Here is a 16076-nt window from a genome sequence, read left to right as displayed (position 1 = left end):
ACGGCGAGCGACCACGACGACGTCGATCGGCGGTGCCGAACCGACCGTCTCCGCTCCCACCTGCCGCCGAGGACGCGACACCCGGCGTTTCAGCGAAGGGAGACGCGGCTCAGCTGCCCGCAGGGCACCGCGTACGTGTCCTGGGCCATCGCATGCCGTTCACCTGACCCGGCTCGTCACCGATGACATAGCGGACCCGGCGCCCGTGGACGCGGCGGGCGGGGGCCCGGCAGCCACGGGGACGGCACCCGCGCGCGAGGCGGGCGTAGGGGTCCCTGGGAGTCATGGTGATCGAGAACATCGGGGCACAGCCTACCGGCCCCGGCTCACCCGTGTGGGTGACCACGACCGGTACGGCGGCTCCGCCGCGCCCCGGCGCCCCGGCCGGGACGAATCCCGGCCGGCCGGCGGCAAAGGCACGGGCGGTCATGGCCTGGTCAGCTCCGGCCGTGCCGCAGCGCCGGGTGCTCGCCCGCGGCCACGAGGTCGGCGACGGCGGTCTTGGGGTCCTTGCCGGTGACGAGGGACTCGCCCACGAGGACCGCGTCGGCGCCGGCGTTGGCGTAGGCGATGAGGTCGTGCGGACCCCGGACGCCGGACTCGGCGATCTTGACGATGGAGTCGGGGATCTCGGGGGCGACCCGCTCGAAGGTGGTGCGGTCGACCTCGAGGGTCTTGAGGTTGCGGGCGTTGACGCCGATCACCCGGGCGCCGGCGTCGACCGCGCGCTCCACCTCGTCCTCGTCGTGGACCTCGACGAGCGGGGTGAGCCCGATGGACTCGGCGCGCTCGATCAGCGACTCCAGCGCCGGCTGGTCGAGGGCCGCGACGATCAGCAGGGCCACGTCGGCGCCGTACGCCCGGGCCTCCCACAGCTGGTACGAGGTGACGATGAAGTCCTTGCGCAGGACGGGGATGTCCACGCGGGCGCGGACGGCCTCCAGGTCGGCCAGCGAGCCGCCGAAGCGGCGCTGCTCGGTGAGGACGGAGATGACGGCCGCGCCGCCCGCCTCGTAGTCGGCGGCCAGACCGGCGGGGTCGGCGATCGCGGCGAGCGCGCCCTTGGAGGGGCTGGAGCGCTTGACCTCGCAGATCACCTTGACGCCGTCGCCGCGCAGCGCGGCCACGCCGTCCTTGGCCGCCGGAGCCTTCGCCGCGCGCTCCTTGAGCTCGTCGAGGCTGACGCGCGCCTGCCGCTCCGCGAGGTCGGCACGGACTCCGTCGATGATCTCGTCGAGCACACTCACGCGAGCGGCCCCCTTTCAGACGGTGAAACGATGGAAACGGCAAAAATCAGTGACAACGTTTGACGGTCATGTATTGACAGTCGAGCGGTTCTCAGTGTTCAGGCAGTTCACTGCGATGGTATCGGGAGGAGGGCGTAGGCCTCGCATCCGGTTGACGCCGGTCCCACTAGCTGGACGTTCGCCGGTCGATCAAGGGTGGAGCCAGCCGCCGAACGGCAGGTTCCGGACAACCGTGAAGACCAGCGCCAACGCGCCGAGCGACCACGCCTGAACGGTCCCGAACCGCAGGCGCAGCGGTCGTCCGCGCGCCACCTGGACCACCCAGACGGTCCACAGCACCGCGAACCCGAAAAAGCCCGCGACGGCCAGCGCGTTGTCGGTGAGCGCGGTCGCCAGGTCGCCGTGCGCGAAGGCGTGGGCGCTGCGCAGGCCTCCGCAGCCGGGGCAGTACAGGCCGGTGAAGCGCCACAGCGGGCAGACCGGGTAGTGGCCGGGTTCGTTGGGGTCCACGGCCGCGACGTACGCGAAGGCGCTGCCGACGGCCGTGAGCGCTGCGGCGGGCACCCAGAGTCCGCGCAGCGCGCGGCCCCGCTGCGGGGTGGTCGGTGCGGTCTCGGCGTTCACACACCGCATTCTGCCCCGCGCGGGCCGTACGCGCGCACGAGGGGCGGCCCGACGGTGTGCCGCCGGGCCGCCCCTCGTGGGATGTCAGCTCTTGGCGACGGCCGGCTCGGGGGTGGCCGTGGTGTTGGCGCGCACCGCCGCCGTCTCGTACGCGGCGTGCGCGTCCTTCGGCTGGCCCATGCCCATGGCGCGCATGACCATGCCGACGACGCCGCCGAGGACGACGATGACCATGCCGGCCCAGAATCCCAGCGGCTGGGCCATCACCATGTAGGCGCCCGAGACGCAGAAACCGATGAAGGCGATGGTGACGCCGGTCCAGGCGGCCGGGGTGTGACCGTGGCTGCTGCCCGCCATGACTTGCTCCTCGTTGTTCATTGCGTCGTGCTCGATGCGTGACGCTCGATGCCTGTGCTGAGTCGGACGCTCGCCGTCCATTGTTCCGTACGAGTACGGATGCCATGAGCGGGGGTGTCCACTCTCACGTTCCCGACTTCGTCCGGTGCGTGGTCCGTGTCGGCCTACACCGGGTCGGGTCCCGTCGGGTCCTCGCCCCGATCCAGGGCCTTCCACATGTCCTCGGGGCGGTCGGGGTCGACCGGCCGGGCCATGCGGGGGCGGGGGGTGCCGTCGCGCTCGTAGCGGCCGGACATCGTGGGCCACAGCCGTCCGTAGCGCAGGGCGAGCAGCCCGGCGAGCAGGATGAGCGCGCCGCCGACGGCCGCGACGTACGGCCAGCCGGTGTGACTGAGCGCGTCGACGGTCGCGGCGGTGTCACCGGAGGCCTCGGCCGCCTTGTCGTCGAGCGCCGAGCTGTCGTACGCGCCGAGCAGCGCGGCGGCGACGGTGCCCGCGCCGGAGAGGGCGAGCAGGACCGCGACCAGGACGCGCCCGGACCGGCGTACGGCGAAGACGGCGACGAGCGCGGCGAGGCCCACGACGGCGAGGGACGCCGGGACGCCGGTGACGTCGCTGCCCTTGGCGGTCAGCGGGAAGGGGCCGCCGGCCACCGTGATGGTGCCCTCCGACCAGCGCTGCCGGGTGGCGAGCAGCACGACGGCCGCGCCGAGGGCACCGCTGAGCAGCGCCAGGGCGAGACTGCGCCGACCGGAGCGGAGGGAAGCGGGTTCTGAAGGGGGGTGCGGTGCTGCGGTCACGTACTCCACTATCGCCTGCGCCCCGGGTGGGCTGTCACCCGGGGCGCACGTGAGAAGCGCCCTATTGTCCAAGTCGGTTGGCCGTGTGCACCGCTCTCAGGACCGCGGCCGCCTTGTTGCGGCATTCGGTGTCCTCGGCGACGGGGTCGGAGTCGGCGACGATGCCGGCGCCGGCCTGAACGTAGGCCGTGCCGTCCCTGAGGAGGGCCGTGCGGATGGCGATGGCGGTGTCGGAGTCCCCGGCGAAGTCGAGGTAGCCGACGCAGCCGCCGTACAGGCCCCGGCGCGACGGCTCCAGTTCGTCGATGATCTGCATGGCGCGCGGCTTGGGGGCGCCGGAGAGGGTGCCGGCGGGGAAGCAGGCGGTGAGGACGTCGAAGGCGGTGCGGCCCGGTGCGACCCGGCCGGTGACGGTGGACACGATGTGCATCACGTGCGAGTACCGCTCGACGGACATGAAGTCGACGACCTCGACCGAGCCCGGTTCGCAGACCCGGCCCAGGTCGTTGCGTCCCAGGTCGACGAGCATCAGGTGCTCGGCGCGCTCCTTGGGGTCGGCGAGCAGTTCGTCGGCGAGGGCCTGGTCCTCCTGCGGGGTGGCGCCCCGGTGCCGGGTGCCGGCGATGGGGTGGACCATGGCCCGTCCGTCCTCGACCTTGACCAGGGCCTCGGGGGAGGAGCCGACGACGTCGAAGCCGTCGAAGCGGAACAGGTACATGTACGGGGAGGGGTTGGTGGCCCTCAGGACCCGGTAGACGTCCAGCGCGCTCGCCGTGCACGGGGTCTCGAAGCGCTGGGAGGGGACGACCTGGAAGGCCTCGCCGGCCCGGATGCGCTCCTTGATGTCCTCGACGGCCTCCTGGAAGTCGGGGCCGCCCCACAGCGCGGTGTACTCGGGCAGCTCGGAGGGCGGGAGGGCCGCCGGGGGCTGGGCGACGGGCTTGGCGAGGTCGGCCGCCATGGCGTCGAGGCGGGCGATCGCGTCGGCGTGGGCCTCGTCGACGCCGGTGTCCAGGTCGTTGTGGTTGATGGCGTTGGCGATCAGCAGGACCGAGCCCTCCCAGTGGTCCATGACCGCCAGGTCGCTGGTCAGCAGCATGGTCAGCTCGGGGAGCCGCAGGTCGTCCCGCTCGCCGGGGCCGATCTTCTCCAGGCGGCGCACGATGTCGTAGCCGAGGTAGCCGACCATGCCGCCGGTGAAGGGCGGCATGCCTTCCTGGTGCGGGGTGTGGAGCGCCTCGATGGTGGCGCGCAGCGCGGCGAGGGGGTCGCCGTCGACGGGGACGCCGACGGGCGGGGTGCCGAGCCAGTGGGCCTCGCCGTCGCGGGCGGTGAGGGTGGCGTGGCTGCGGACGCCGACGAAGGAGTAGCGAGACCATGAGCGGCCGTTCTCCGCGGACTCCAGCAGAAAGGTGCCGGGGCGCTCGGCGGCGAGCTTGCGATAGAGCCCGACGGGGGTGTCGCCGTCGGCGAGGAGCTTGCGGCTGACGGGGATGACACGCCGGTCGGTGGCCAGCTTGCGGAACGTCTCGAGGTCCATGGCGGCTGACCTTACTGATCCAGTGACGGTACGCCGGAACCGGTGGCGCCCGGGGCGCCCTCCACGGCCTTGAGGACGGCCTCGTCGAAGCAGGTGCGGTCGCCGGTGTGGCAGGCGGCGCCGATCTGGTCGACCTTGACGAGGAGGGTGTCGGCGTCGCAGTCCAGGGCGACGGACTTCACCCACTGGAAGTGGCCGGATGTGTCGCCCTTGACCCAGTACTCGCGGCGGCTGCGCGACCAGTAGGTGCAGCGGCCGGTGGTGAGGGTGCGGTGCAGGGCCTCGTCGTCCATCCAGCCGAGCATGAGCACCTCGCCGGTGTCGTACTGCTGGGCGATGGCGGGCAGGAGCCCGTCGACGCCGCGCTTGAGGCGGGCGGCGATCTCGGGGTCCAGCGCGCTCGGGGTACCGGGGCCGGCGGGGGCTCCGGGAGGGAGAGGGCTGCTGGAGGACGGCGTGCTGGTCATGCGTGCCATTGTGCCGCGCCGCGCGGACCGGCCTCGCCGGTTGTCCACAGGCCGGACCCTCTTGTCGTACGAATGACCGGACCGCGTGGCGACCGTCCGGGTATCCGTGGCCATGGATCGGCCGGACCTGCGCTGGGCGGAGCGGGGGCACGGTCGTAGGCTGGCTGGCATGTCGACCCATGCCAAGCGTGAACGGCTTCTCTTCGCCGACCTGTTGGAGACCGCGGGCCCCGATGCCCCCACCCTGTGCGAGGGCTGGACGACCCGTGATCTGGCCGCGCACGTGGTGGTGCGCGAGCGCCGCCCCGACGCCGCCGGAGGCATCCTCATCAAGCAGCTCGCGTCCCGCCTGGACCGGGTGATGGAGGAGTTCGCGGCGAAGCCCTACGAGGAGCTGATCCAGCTCGTCCGTACCGGTCCGCCGCGTTTCTCGCCCTTCTCCTTGAAGCAGATCGACGAGGCTTCGAACACGATCGAGTTCTACGTGCACACCGAGGACATCCGCCGGGCCCGGCCCGAGTGGTCGCCGCGCGAGCTCGACCATGTCTTCCAGGACGCCCTGTGGTCCCGTCTGGAGCGCACCGCCCGGCTCATGGGCCGGGGCTCCCCCACCGGGCTGGTCCTGCGCCGTCCCGACGGCCGGACGGCGGTGGCCCGTCGCGGTACCCCGGTGGTCACCGTCACCGGTGAGCCGTCCGAGCTGCTGCTGTTCCTGTACGGCCGCCAACAGGTGGCCGACGTGGAGCTGGAGGGCGACAAGGAGGCGATCACCAAGCTGCACGAGACGAAGCAGCTGGGGATCTGAGCCGAGTCGATGTAAGCCCCGGTCACCTGGTGAACGGGGCTTACACGCAAGGGTCCGTCGGCCTCACCGCACGGGGTGGCCGGCCCCGCGCAGCGCGTTCTTGACCTCGCCGATGCGCAGGTCGCCGAAGTGGAAGACGGAGGCGGCGAGGACGGCGTCGGCGCCCGCCTCGATGGCCGGGGAGAAGTCGGCGAGCTTGCCGGCGCCGCCGGAGGCGATGACCGGTACGGTGACGTGCTTACGGACGGCTGTGATCATCTCCAGGTCGTAGCCGTCCTTGGTGCCGTCCGCGTCCATCGAGTTGAGCAGGATCTCGCCCGCGCCCAGCTCGGCGGCCCGGTGGGCCCACTCGACGGCGTCGATGCCGGTGCCCTTGCGACCGCCGTGGGTGGTGACCTCGAAGGAGCCTTTGGAGCCGCTGCCGGAAGGGGTGCGACGCGCGTCGACCGAGAGCACCAGCACCTGGCGGCCGAACCGCTCGGCGATCTCGCGGATCAGGTCGGGGCGGGCGATCGCCGCCGTGTTGACGCCGACCTTGTCCGCGCCGGCCCGCAGCAGCTTGTCGACGTCCTCGGCGGTACGGACGCCGCCGCCGACGGTCAGCGGGATGAAGACCTGCTCGGCGGTGCGGCGGACCACGTCGTAGGTGGTCTCGCGGTTGCCCGACGAGGCGGTGATGTCGAGGAACGTCAGCTCGTCGGCGCCCTCGGCGTCGTACACCTTCGCCATCTCGACGGGGTCGCCCGCGTCGCGCAGGTTCTGGAAGTTGACACCCTTGACGACCCGGCCGTTGTCCACGTCCAGGCAGGGGATGACTCGGACCGCCAGGGTCATGAATCCACGGCTCCTTAGAAAACCCAGAAAAACCCAGAAAGGCTGGGCCAGGCCTGACAGCGGCCTAGCCCCGGAATGCTTCGATCTCTACTTCGACCAGGATGCGCGGGTCGACGAAACCCTCCACGACCAGCAGGGTCGAGGCCGGACGCACCGGGTCGAAGATCTCCTTGTGGGCCCGCCCCACGGCTTCCACGTCCCGCATGTGCGTCAGGTACATCCGTGTGCGGATCACGGACTCGGCACCGAGCCCGAACTCGCCGAGGGCCGCGACCGCGCTGGTGAAGGCCACCTTGGCCTGCTCGTAGGGGTCGCCCTCCCCGTGGAGCACCTCACCCTTGAAGGCGGTCGTGCCCGCCACCAGGACGCGGTCGCCCGCCGCGACGGCGCGCGCGAAACCGAAGGACTCCTCCCAGGGACTCCCGCTCTGCACCCGCCGTACGGCATCGGACGTCATGACGACACAGCCTCCAAGGCCTCTTCCAGGGTGAACGCCTTCGCGTAGAGGGCCTTCCCGACGATGGCCCCCTCGACACCGAGGGGCACCAGCTCGGCGATGGCCCGCAGGTCGTCGAGGGAGGAGACGCCGCCGGAGGCGACGACCGCACGGTCGGTGGCCGCGCAGACGTTCCTCAGCAGCTCCAGGTTCGGGCCCTGGAGGGTGCCGTCCTTGGCGATGTCCGTGACCACGTACCGCGCGCAGCCCTCCTTGTCGAGGCGCTCCAGCGTCTCGTAGAGGTCGCCGCCGTCGCGGGTCCAGCCGCGGCCCTTCAGTGTCGTACCGCGTACGTCGAGGCCCACGGCGATCCGGTCGCCGTGCTCGGCGATGACCTGGGCGACCCACTCGGGGGTCTCCAGGGCGGCCGTGCCCAGGTTGACGCGGGTGCAGCCGGTGGCCAGGGCCTTCGCCAGGGAGGCGTCGTCCCGGATGCCGCCGGACAGCTCGACCTTGATGTCCATGGCCCGGGTGACCTCGGCGACCAAGTCCCGGTTGTCGCCGGTGCCGAACGCCGCGTCGAGGTCGACCAGGTGCAGCCACTCGGCGCCCGCGCCCTGCCAGGCGAGGGCGGCCTGGAGCGGGGAGCCGTAGGAGGTCTCGGTGCCGGACTCGCCGTGGACGAGCCGGACCGCCTGGCCGTCACGGACGTCGACGGCGGGGAGGAGTTCGAGCTTTGCCATGGCTACAGGGTTCCGATCCAGTTGTTCAGCAGCTGCGCTCCGGCGTCGCCGGACTTCTCGGGGTGGAACTGCGTGGCCCACAGGGCGCCGTTCTCCACGGCCGCCACGAACGGCTTGCCGTGCGTCGACCAGGTGACCTTGGGGGCCGTGAGCGCGGGGTTGTGCGTCTCCAGCGACCAGTCGTGGACGGCGTAGGAGTGCACGAAGTAGAAGCGGGCGTCGGCGTCGAGGCCGGCGAACAGCTCGGTGCCGGCCGGGGCGTCGACGGTGTTCCAGCCCATGTGGGGCACGATCTCGGCCTGGAGCGGTTCGACCGCGCCGGGCCACTCGTCGAGGCCCTCGGTCTCCACGCCGTGTTCGATGCCGCGGGCGAAGAGGATCTGCATGCCGACGCAGATGCCCATCACCGGGCGGCCGCCGGACAGGCGCCGGTCGATGATCCAGTCGCCGCGTGCCTCCTTGAGGCCCTTCATGCAGGCGGCGAAGGCGCCGACGCCGGGGACCAGCAGCCCGTCGGCGTTCATGGCCCTGTCGAAGTCACGCGTTATCTCGACCTCGGCGCCGGTGCGTGCGAGGGCGCGCTCGGCGGACCTCACGTTCCCGAAGCCGTAGTCGAAGACGACGACCTTCTTGGACGCGCTGCTCAATTCCACACCTCCAGCCGCAGGATGCCCGCGACGAGACACATCGCGGCGCCGATCGAGAGCAGCGTGATGAGGCTCTTGGGCATCTGCTGCTTGGTGAACGAGATGATCCCGCCGACCAGGAAGAGGCCGACGACGATCAGGACGGTGGACAGACCGTTCACAGCGCGCCCTTCGTGGAGGGCAGGATGCCGGCCGCGCGCGGGTCGCGCTCGGAGGCGTAGCGCAGCGCCCGGGCCAGCGCCTTGAACTGGCATTCGACGATGTGGTGGGCGTTGCGCCCGTACGGCACGTGGACGTGCAGCGCGATCTGGGCCTGGGCGACGAAGGACTCCAGGATGTGCCGGGTCATCGTGGTGTCGTACTCGCCGATCATCGGCGCCATCTTCTCGGGCTCGGTGTGCACGAGGTAGGGGCGGCCGGAGAGGTCGACGGTGACCTGGGCGAGGGACTCGTCCAGCGGGACCGTGCAGTTGCCGAAGCGGTAGATGCCCACCTTGTCGCCGAGGGCCTGCTTGAAGGCGGCGCCCAGCGCGAGGGCGGTGTCCTCGATGGTGTGGTGGGAGTCGATGTGCAGGTCGCCGTCGGTCTTCACGGTCAGGTCGAACAGACCGTGGCGGCCGAGCTGGTCGAGCATGTGGTCGTAGAAGCCGACCCCGGTGGAGATCTCCGTCCTGCCGGTGCCGTCGAGGTTGATCTCGACCAGGACCGAGGTCTCCTTCGTGGTCCGCTCTATACGTCCTACGCGGCTCATGCGCTCTGCTCCTTCTTCAGTTCACGTACCGCGTCGAGGAACGCGTCGTTCTCGGCGGGGGTTCCGGCGGTGACCCGCAGCCATCCCGGCACACCGTTGTCCCGGACCAGGACGCCCCGGTCGAGGATCCTGCGCCAGACCTCGTGGGCGTCGGCGAAGCGGCCGAACTGCACGAAGTTCGCGTCGGACTCGGTCACCTCGTAGCCGAGGGCGCGCAGCTCCGCGACGAGCCGGTCCCGCTCCGTCTTCAGCTGTTCGACGTAGCCGAGGAGGGTGTCGGTGTGCTCCAGGGCGGCCAGCGCGGTCGCCTGGGTGACGGCGGAGAGGTGGTACGGCAGCCGCACGAGCTGGACGGCGTCGACGACCGCCGGGTGCGCGGCGAGGTAGCCGAGGCGCAGACCGGCCGCGCCGAAGGCCTTGGACATCGTGCGGGAGACGACGAGGTTCGGGCGTCCGTCGAGCAGCGGCAGCAGCGAGTCGCCGTGGCTGAACTCGACGTAGGCCTCGTCGACGACGACCATCGAGGGCCCCGCGGCCTGCGCGGCCTCGTACAGCGCGAGGACGGTGTCCCGTGGGACCGCGTTGCCCGTGGGGTTGTTGGGGGTGGTGATGAAGACGACGTCGGGCCGGTGCTCGGCGACGGCCTTCTCGGCGGCGGCGAGGTCGATCGTGAAGTCGTCGTGGCGCGGGCCGGAGATCCAGCCGGTGCCGGTGCCGCGCGAGATCAGCCCGTGCATGGAGTACGAGGGCTCGAAGCCGATGGCCGTGCGGCCGGGCCCGCCGAAGGTCTGCAGCAGCTGCTGGATGACCTCGTTGGAGCCGTTGGCCGCCCACACGTTCGCCACGCCGACCTCGTACCCGGAGGTCTTCGACAGGTACTCGGCGAGCCGGGTCCGCAGCTCGACCGCGTCCCGGTCCGGGTAGCGGTTGAGGTGCCGGGCGGCCTCGCGCACCCGCTCGGTGATCCGCTCGACCAGCGGCTCGGGCAGGGGGTACGGGTTCTCGTTGGTGTTCAGGCGTACGGGGACGTCGAGCTGGGGCGCGCCGTAGGGGCTCTTGCCGCGCAGTTCGTCCCGTACGGGGAGATCGTCGATTCCGAAGCTCACTTGCCAGGTACCTTCCAGCCGAACCTTGCCTTGATCGCCGCGCCGTGCGCGGGGAGGTCCTCCGCCTCCGCCAGCGTCACCACGTGGTGCGCGACCTCGGCCAGCGCGTCCTCGGTGTAGTCGACGATATGGATGCCGCGCAGGAAGGACTGGACGGACAGACCGGAGGAGTGGCAGGCGCAGCCGCCGGTCGGCAGCACGTGGTTGGAGCCGGCCGCGTAGTCGCCCAGCGAGACCGGCGCCCAGGGCCCGATGAAGATCGCGCCCGCGTTGACGACGCGGCCGGCGACCGCGGCGGCGTCGGCCGTCTGGATCTCCAGGTGCTCGGCGCCGTAGGCGTTGACGACGCGCAGGCCCTCGTCGACGCCGTCGACCAGGACGATCGCGGACTGCCGCCCGGCCAGGGCGGGCCGGATGCGGTCCTCGATGTGCTTGGTGGCCTCGACCTGCGGCTGGAGTTCCTTCTCGACGGCGTCGGCGAGCGCGACGGAGTCGGTGACGAGCACGGCGGCGGCCAGCGGGTCGTGCTCGGCCTGGCTGATCAGGTCGGCGGCGACGTGCACCGGGTCGGCGGTGTCGTCGGCGAGGACCGCGATCTCGGTCGGGCCCGCCTCGGAGTCGATGCCGATGACACCGGTGAAGTACCGCTTGGCCGCGGCCACCCAGATGTTGCCCGGCCCGGTGACCATGGGGGCGGGCGGGCAGGACTCGGTGCCGTACGCGAACATCGCCACGGCGGTGGCGCCGCCGGCCGCGTAGACCTCGTCGACGCCGAGCAGGGCGCAGGCGGCCAGGATCGTGGGGTGCGGAAGCCCGTCGAACTCGGCCTGCGCCGGCGAGGCGAGCGCGATGGAGGGGACGCCCGCCTCCTGCGCCGGGACCACGTTCATGATCACGGACGAGGGGTAGACGGAGCGGCCGCCGGGGGCGTAGAGGCCGACGCGCTCGACCGGCACCCACTTCTCGGTGACGGTGCCGCCGGGGACGACCTGGGTGGTGCGGGTGGTGCGGCGCTGCGCGCGGTGGACGGTGCGGGCGCGGCGGATCGACTCCTCCAGGGCCGCGCGGACGGCCGGGTCGAGCTGGTCCAGCGCATCCGTGAGGGCCTCGGCCGGGACCCGCACGGACGTCAGGCGTACCCCGTCGAACTTCTCCGCGAAGTCGATCAGCGCCGCGTCGCCCCGATGATGCACGGCCTCGCAGATCGGACGCACCTTCTCCAGGGCGGCCGAGACGTCGAAGTCGGCTCGGGGCAGCAGGTCGCGCAGGGCGGGTCCCTCGGGGAGGGCGTCGCCGCGCAGATCGATTCGGGAGATCACAGCCCCAATTCTCTCAGACCCGCGCAGGCGGCCGTCCGCGCGTTCCAATGGCTGATACGCGCACGCGCGGAACCCGGAAGATCCTCTTCACGTCTAGCGTTCAGGCCGTCACTCAGCGGGCATCACCAGCGTAAACAGTTGCGCGATACACGCGAATGCCGAGGACGGGGGAAGGAAGAGTCGTGAGCGAGGGGCCCGGCATCCGGGACGACGTGGACCTGCCGGACGACCTGACCGCCGCCGAAGCGGGGATGTGGCAGGCCTTCCGCAACGGCAGCGTGTACGACCTGCGGGACGGGGACGCCGCCGTCGACGATCCGCACGGCGGCCACCCTTGGGGCCCCGAGCGGACGGTGCGGGCCCGGATCGTGGCCTGGCTGCTTCTGGACGGGCCGCCCGCGCTGGCCGGCCGGGTGTCCGCGCTGAAGCTGGTCGGTGTCCAGATCAAGGGCGTGCTGGAGCTGGCGGGCGGCCAGGTGGTGCCGTACGTGGAGATGAAGGGCTGCCGGTTCGAGAAGGAGATCCTGCTGCCGGAGGCCCGGTTCACGACGATTCGGCTGGTGGACTGCTCGGTGCCCCGGCTGGAGGCCGCCCGGCTGCAGACGGAGGGCGATCTGCATCTGCCGCGCTGCCGGTTCCACAACGGGGTGCGGCTGGCGGACGCCCAGATCGGCACCGATCTGCTGCTCAACCAGGCGGTCGTCTACCGCGACCGGCACGGCCGCTCGCTCTCCGCCGACGGGCTGACCGTCGCGCAGGACGTGCAGGCCGAGATGCTGGAGTCGCACGGCGAGCTCAGTCTGCGCGGCGCGACGGTCGGCGCCTCGCTCAGTCTGCGTGGCAGCCGGCTCGCCAACCCCTACGGCCGCCTCGCCCTGAACGCGCCGCAGCTGACCGTGGAGCGCACCCTGTATCTGACCCCGGCCGGCCTCGGCAATCCGCTGCACACCAGCGGCAGGACACCCGCGCGCGGCACCCGGGTGCAGCGCTTCGAGTGCCAGGGCGGGATCCGTCTTGACGACGGGCGGTTCGGGGACTCCGTCGACCTGGAGCGGGCCCGGTTCACCTTCACCGACGAGCAGGAGCTGTCGCTGCGCCGCGTCCAGGTGCCCGAGCTGCGGTTCCTCGGCGAGAGACCCGAACGCGGCAAGGTCGTCCTGTCCGGGGCACGCGTCGGCGTCCTGATCGACAAGTCGGAGAGCTGGCCGGGCCCGGGCAATCTGCGCATGGACGGCTTCCAGTACGAGGGCCTCGTGCCGCGCGACCGGTTCCCGCTGGCCGGGCGGCTGGAGTGGGTGGCGGCCGCGACCGCCGAGTACAGCCCGGAGCCGTACGAGCGGCTGGCGACCGTGCTGCGGGCCGGCGGGGACGACGAGGGCGCCCGCGAGGTGCTCCTCGCCAAGCAGCGCCACCGGCGGGAGAACCTGCCGCTGGCGGCCAAGTTCTGGGGGTACGTGCAGGACTGGACGGTCGCGTACGGGTACCGGCCGGGTCGGGCCGCGGTGTGGATGGCGGTGCTGTGGGCGTTGACCTCGTACGCCTTCTCGCACGCCGACCATCCGCCGATGAAGAGCGGCGAGCATCCGCACTGGGACCCGTCCCTGTTCGCCCTGGACCTGCTGCTGCCGGTCATCGACCTCGGCCAGGTCGGCTACTGGCAGCTGAACGGCGGATGGCAGTGGCTGGCGGCGGTGGTCATCATCCTGGGCTGGATCCTGGCGACGACGGTGGCGGCGGGCGCCACCCGCCTCCTGAGCAGGAACTGACCGGATCTATTCAGGAGTTGACCGGCCTTTTTGACCTGACCTCCGAAACAGACAACCTGATGCGTCCGCCCTCCGTCTTCGTACCGAAACCATCAGTTCGCAACATCAGTTCGCATCACCACGACGGTGAGCACCCGGTCCGCGAGAGCGGCCCCGGGCGAGGCGCGAAGGGGGCCGGGCGCCATGGATCCGCTGCGCGCGCTCGTCCGCACCGCCCGGATGGCACGCCACACCTCACGTCTCGCAGTGGGCCTGCCCGCCGACGACGAGGTGCTGCTCGATGCTCCCGACGAGCGGCTCGGGCCCACGCTGGTGGCGGCCGGCCGCGGCGACCACACGCCCGCGGCGAAGCTGCTGGCGACCACCCGGGAGGCCGCCGAGTGGGAGAACCGCGACCGGTACGCGCTGCGGCTCGCCGCCTTCGCCCACGCGCGCGACGCGTGGCTGCGGAGCTGGCGCCGGGCGGCACCGCGCGACCCGGACGTCCTGCTGATCAGGGCAGAGCTGGCGGTGGCCCGCGGCTGGCGCTCCCCCGCTCGGGCGGAACTGCTGCGCGAGGCCGGCCCGTTGATCACGGCGGCGGCCGAGGGCGAACCCCGTGATCCGGTGCCCTGGCGGATCGCGCTCGACCACGCCCGGGGCACGGGCCTGGGCCACACCGGCTTCGAGCGGCTGTGGACGGAGGCGGTCCGCCGCTCACCGCACCACTACGGCTGTCATGTCGCGGCGCTGAAGTACCTGTCCGCCGCGTGGTACGGCTCGCACCGCGAGTGCTTCGACTTCGCCGAGCGGGCCGCCGAGGACGCGCTCCCCGGGTCCCTCGTCCGGGCCCTGCCGGTCCGGGCGGCCTTCGCCTACCTCATCGACGGCGGGGCGGAGATCCCGCGCGCGCGTCTGGATCGGGCCGCGGACGGCGCGATCGCGCTCTCCGCCGAGTACGGGCCCGACGACCCCTGGCCGGCCGAGGTCCGCAACCTGCTGACCTACGTCCTCGTCAGGCTGGAGCGCTGGTCCGACGCCCTGGCCCAGTTGCGCGTGATCGGCCCGTACGCCACGTCGTTCCCCTGGGACCGGGTGTCGGACGATCCGCTGGGCCAGTTCCTTGAGCTGCGGGACGGCGTACGGCTGGAGGTGGCGTGCTCGATCCCGCTGTGGGAGCGGCGGGAGAGGCCGACGCGGGCCGTAGGGTAGCGCTCCCGGGAGGTCACCAAACGAGTACGGCCGAACGCGCGCGCCCGGCGACCATTAGGCTCTGGCCTCGTGACCACCGTCCGGCTGCCGCTCTTCCCCCTGAACTCGGTGTTGTACCCGGGGCTCGTGCTTCCTCTGAACATCTTCGAGGAGCGCTATCGCGCCATGATGCGCGAGTTGCTGAAGACCCCCGAGGACCAACCCCGCCGCTTCGCCGTGGTCGCCATCCGCGACGGCCACGAGGTCGCGCCGAGCGCCCCGGGCATGCCGGATCCGACCGCGCTGCCCGAGCGGGGCCCCACGGCGGGTTTCGGCGAGGAACCGACGAAGGCGTTCCACTCTGTGGGCTGTATCGCGGACGCGGCCACCATCCGGGAGCGCGACAACGGCACCTACGAGGTCCTCGCGACCGGTACCACCCGTGTGCGCCTGCTCTCGGTGGACACCACGGGGCCGTTCCTCGTGGCGGACCTGGAGGAACTGCCGGAGGACGCGGGCGACGAGGCGGGCGCGCTCGCCGAGGGTGTGCTGCGGGCGTTCCGCCAGTACCAGAAGCGGCTCGCGGGCGCCCGGGAGCGCTCGCTGTCGACGGGTGCGGACCTGCCCGACGAGCCGGCCGTCGTCTCGTACCTGGTCGCGGCGGCGATGATGCTCGACACACCCGCCAAGCAGCGACTCCTCCAGGCCCCCGACACGGCATCCCGGCTGCGGGACGAGCTGAAACTCCTGCGCGCCGAGTCCGCGATCATCCGTAGTCTGCCGTCGTTGCCCGCGTCGGAGCTGACGCGGGGTCCGACGAGCCTCAACTGACGCACATGAGAAGGCCGATGGCGAAGAAGTCGAAGAAGCAGCAGGCGGGTGGCACGCCGGCGACGGTGGCCCTGACGGCGGCGGGCGTGGAGTTCACGGTGCACGCCTACGAGCACGATCCGGCGCATCCCTCCTACGGCGAGGAGGCGGCCGAGGCGATGGGCGTGTCGCCCGAGCGGGTCTTCAAGACCCTGGTGGCGGACGTCGACGGCGCGCTGGTGGTGGCCGTCGTGCCGGTGTCGGGCTCGCTGGACCTGAAGGCGCTGGCGACGGCGGTCGGCGGCAAGCGGGCGACGATGGCCGATCCCACGCTCGCGGAGCGCACGACCGGCTATGTCCGTGGCGGGATCTCCCCCCTCGGCCAGCGCAAGAGGCTCCGCACGGTGCTGGACGCGTCGGCGGAGGCGCACGACACGATCTGCGTGTCCGCCGGCCGCCGCGGTCTGGAGGTGGAACTCCCGCCGGGTGACCTCGCGAAGCTCACGGAGGCGGTGACGGCGGCGATCGCTCGGGCGTGACCCTTCCGGGGGTGCGCCTGCGTGTATGCCGGGTGCGGGTAGGTGGGGCTTCTCGCGCAGTTCCCCGCGCCCCTGAAAAGCAGGGGCTGCGCCCCGTGCTTTTCGGGCCCGCAGG

20 protein-coding genes are annotated in these 16076 nt (G+C 71.9%); 5 read left to right on the top strand and 15 right to left on the bottom strand.

The features are described 5' to 3' along the window. Positions 1–109 precede the first annotated feature (109 nt). The 7 genes from trpM to hisI form a co-directional block, all read right to left on the bottom strand. Positions 110–286, bottom strand: coding sequence for a tryptophan biosynthesis modulator TrpM (gene trpM, locus P8T65_RS47460; protein WP_399103326.1), 177 nt, complete (start codon positions 284–286; stop codon positions 110–112). A 151-nt stretch (positions 287–437) separates the two neighbouring features. Then, on the bottom strand, positions 438–1247 hold the full coding sequence (gene trpC, locus P8T65_RS35565) for an indole-3-glycerol phosphate synthase TrpC (RefSeq protein WP_184895289.1): 810 nt from the start codon (positions 1245–1247) through the stop codon (positions 438–440). Positions 1248–1436: 189 nt separating this feature from the next. Next, positions 1437–1880, bottom strand: a complete 444-nt coding sequence (locus tag P8T65_RS35560) for a DUF2752 domain-containing protein (protein ID WP_184895288.1) — start codon at positions 1878–1880, stop codon at positions 1437–1439. Between the two features lie 75 nt (positions 1881–1955). Further along, a complete protein-coding gene (locus P8T65_RS35555) occupies positions 1956–2228 on the bottom strand; it encodes an HGxxPAAW family protein (protein ID WP_316729256.1) in 273 nt (90 codons plus the stop codon). Positions 2229–2392: 164 nt separating this feature from the next. Continuing rightward, positions 2393–3037 carry a TIGR02234 family membrane protein gene (locus P8T65_RS35550; RefSeq protein WP_316729254.1) on the bottom strand — a complete coding sequence of 215 codons (645 nt, stop codon included), beginning with the start codon at positions 3035–3037 and terminating at the stop codon, positions 2393–2395. Between the two features lie 52 nt (positions 3038–3089). Continuing rightward, a complete protein-coding gene (locus P8T65_RS35545) occupies positions 3090–4568 on the bottom strand; it encodes an anthranilate synthase component I (RefSeq protein ID WP_316729252.1) in 1479 nt (492 codons plus the stop codon). An 11-nt stretch (positions 4569–4579) separates the two neighbouring features. Beyond that, complete coding sequence (gene hisI, locus P8T65_RS35540; protein ID WP_316729251.1) at positions 4580–5035, bottom strand: phosphoribosyl-AMP cyclohydrolase; 456 nt, start codon at positions 5033–5035, stop codon at positions 4580–4582. A 169-nt stretch (positions 5036–5204) separates the two neighbouring features. Here hisI and P8T65_RS35535 point away from each other — a divergent pair, with 169 nt between their 5' ends. After that, positions 5205–5840 (top strand): TIGR03085 family metal-binding protein, encoded by a 636-nt coding sequence (locus P8T65_RS35535; protein WP_316729250.1) that lies wholly within the window; start codon positions 5205–5207, stop codon positions 5838–5840. Between the two features lie 63 nt (positions 5841–5903). Here P8T65_RS35535 and hisF read toward each other — a convergent pair whose 3' ends face one another. The 8 genes from hisF to hisD form a co-directional block, all read right to left on the bottom strand. Continuing rightward, the gene (gene hisF / locus P8T65_RS35530) at positions 5904–6674 is read right to left on the bottom strand and encodes an imidazole glycerol phosphate synthase subunit HisF (RefSeq protein ID WP_316729248.1); all 771 of its coding nucleotides are present in this window, start codon (positions 6672–6674) and stop codon (positions 5904–5906) included. A 64-nt stretch (positions 6675–6738) separates the two neighbouring features. Beyond that, complete coding sequence (locus P8T65_RS35525) at positions 6739–7131, bottom strand: RidA family protein (protein ID WP_184895274.1); 393 nt, start codon at positions 7129–7131, stop codon at positions 6739–6741. Further along, positions 7128–7853, bottom strand: a complete 726-nt coding sequence (gene priA / locus P8T65_RS35520; RefSeq protein ID WP_316729246.1) for a bifunctional 1-(5-phosphoribosyl)-5-((5-phosphoribosylamino)methylideneamino)imidazole-4-carboxamide isomerase/phosphoribosylanthranilate isomerase PriA — start codon at positions 7851–7853, stop codon at positions 7128–7130. The genes P8T65_RS35525 and priA overlap by 4 nt, the downstream gene beginning before the upstream one ends. A gap of 2 nt (positions 7854–7855) precedes the next feature. Next, a complete protein-coding gene (gene hisH / locus P8T65_RS35515; protein WP_316729244.1) occupies positions 7856–8506 on the bottom strand; it encodes an imidazole glycerol phosphate synthase subunit HisH in 651 nt (216 codons plus the stop codon). Next, complete coding sequence (locus P8T65_RS35510) at positions 8497–8661, bottom strand: hypothetical protein (RefSeq protein WP_316729243.1); 165 nt, start codon at positions 8659–8661, stop codon at positions 8497–8499. The genes hisH and P8T65_RS35510 overlap by 10 nt, the downstream gene beginning before the upstream one ends. Continuing rightward, entirely contained in the window at positions 8658–9251 is a 594-nt protein-coding gene (hisB, locus tag P8T65_RS35505) for an imidazoleglycerol-phosphate dehydratase HisB (RefSeq protein WP_013004386.1), read from the bottom strand. Before hisB ends, P8T65_RS35510 begins: the two co-directional genes overlap by 4 nt. Beyond that, positions 9248–10357 carry a histidinol-phosphate transaminase gene (locus P8T65_RS35500; RefSeq protein ID WP_316729242.1) on the bottom strand — a complete coding sequence of 370 codons (1110 nt, stop codon included), beginning with the start codon at positions 10355–10357 and terminating at the stop codon, positions 9248–9250. The genes hisB and P8T65_RS35500 overlap by 4 nt, the downstream gene beginning before the upstream one ends. Continuing rightward, positions 10354–11676 (bottom strand): histidinol dehydrogenase, encoded by a 1323-nt coding sequence (gene hisD / locus P8T65_RS35495; RefSeq protein ID WP_316729241.1) that lies wholly within the window; start codon positions 11674–11676, stop codon positions 10354–10356. Before hisD ends, P8T65_RS35500 begins: the two co-directional genes overlap by 4 nt. Positions 11677–11858: 182 nt before the next feature. On the opposite strand from hisD, the gene P8T65_RS35490 reads away from it, so the two are divergent. From P8T65_RS35490 to ybaK, 4 genes are all read left to right on the top strand, one after another. After that, on the top strand, positions 11859–13442 hold the full coding sequence (locus P8T65_RS35490) for an oxidoreductase (protein ID WP_316729240.1): 1584 nt from the start codon (positions 11859–11861) through the stop codon (positions 13440–13442). 183 nt (positions 13443–13625) lie between these two features. After that, positions 13626–14633 (top strand): hypothetical protein, encoded by a 1008-nt coding sequence (locus P8T65_RS35485; protein ID WP_316729239.1) that lies wholly within the window; start codon positions 13626–13628, stop codon positions 14631–14633. Positions 14634–14702: 69 nt separating this feature from the next. Next, positions 14703–15443: an LON peptidase substrate-binding domain-containing protein gene (locus P8T65_RS35480; RefSeq protein WP_316729238.1), complete on the top strand. Its 741-nt coding sequence runs from the start codon at positions 14703–14705 to the stop codon at positions 15441–15443. 17 nt (positions 15444–15460) lie between these two features. After that, complete coding sequence (ybaK, locus tag P8T65_RS35475; protein WP_316731829.1) at positions 15461–15961, top strand: Cys-tRNA(Pro) deacylase; 501 nt, start codon at positions 15461–15463, stop codon at positions 15959–15961. Positions 15962–16076: the final 115 nt, after the last annotated feature.

The organism is Streptomyces sp. 11x1 (assembly GCF_032598905.1).
Taxonomy (GTDB): domain Bacteria; phylum Actinomycetota; class Actinomycetes; order Streptomycetales; family Streptomycetaceae; genus Streptomyces.
The sequence above is the reverse complement of the archived record's forward strand: the minus strand, read 5'-3'. Positions and strand labels throughout refer to the sequence as shown.

Coding starts and splice junctions, on each gene's coding strand:
- priA (WP_316729246.1), bottom strand. CDS start 7,853: ATGGCAAAGCTCGAACTCCTCCCCGCCGTCGACGTCCGTGACGGCCAG.
- trpM (WP_399103326.1), bottom strand. CDS start 286: ATGACTCCCAGGGACCCCTACGCCCGCCTCGCGCGCGGGTGCCGTCCC.
- hisF (WP_316729248.1), bottom strand. CDS start 6,674: ATGACCCTGGCGGTCCGAGTCATCCCCTGCCTGGACGTGGACAACGGC.
- hisI (WP_316729251.1), bottom strand. CDS start 5,035: ATGACCAGCACGCCGTCCTCCAGCAGCCCTCTCCCTCCCGGAGCCCCC.
- P8T65_RS35560 (WP_184895288.1), bottom strand. CDS start 1,880: ATGCGGTGTGTGAACGCCGAGACCGCACCGACCACCCCGCAGCGGGGC.
- ybaK (WP_316731829.1), top strand. CDS start 15,461: ATGGCGAAGAAGTCGAAGAAGCAGCAGGCGGGTGGCACGCCGGCGACG.
- hisB (WP_013004386.1), bottom strand. CDS start 9,251: ATGAGCCGCGTAGGACGTATAGAGCGGACCACGAAGGAGACCTCGGTC.
- P8T65_RS35535 (WP_316729250.1), top strand. CDS start 5,205: ATGTCGACCCATGCCAAGCGTGAACGGCTTCTCTTCGCCGACCTGTTG.
- P8T65_RS35555 (WP_316729256.1), bottom strand. CDS start 2,228: ATGGCGGGCAGCAGCCACGGTCACACCCCGGCCGCCTGGACCGGCGTC.
- P8T65_RS35545 (WP_316729252.1), bottom strand. CDS start 4,568: ATGGACCTCGAGACGTTCCGCAAGCTGGCCACCGACCGGCGTGTCATC.
- P8T65_RS35485 (WP_316729239.1), top strand. CDS start 13,626: ATGGATCCGCTGCGCGCGCTCGTCCGCACCGCCCGGATGGCACGCCAC.
- P8T65_RS35525 (WP_184895274.1), bottom strand. CDS start 7,131: ATGACGTCCGATGCCGTACGGCGGGTGCAGAGCGGGAGTCCCTGGGAG.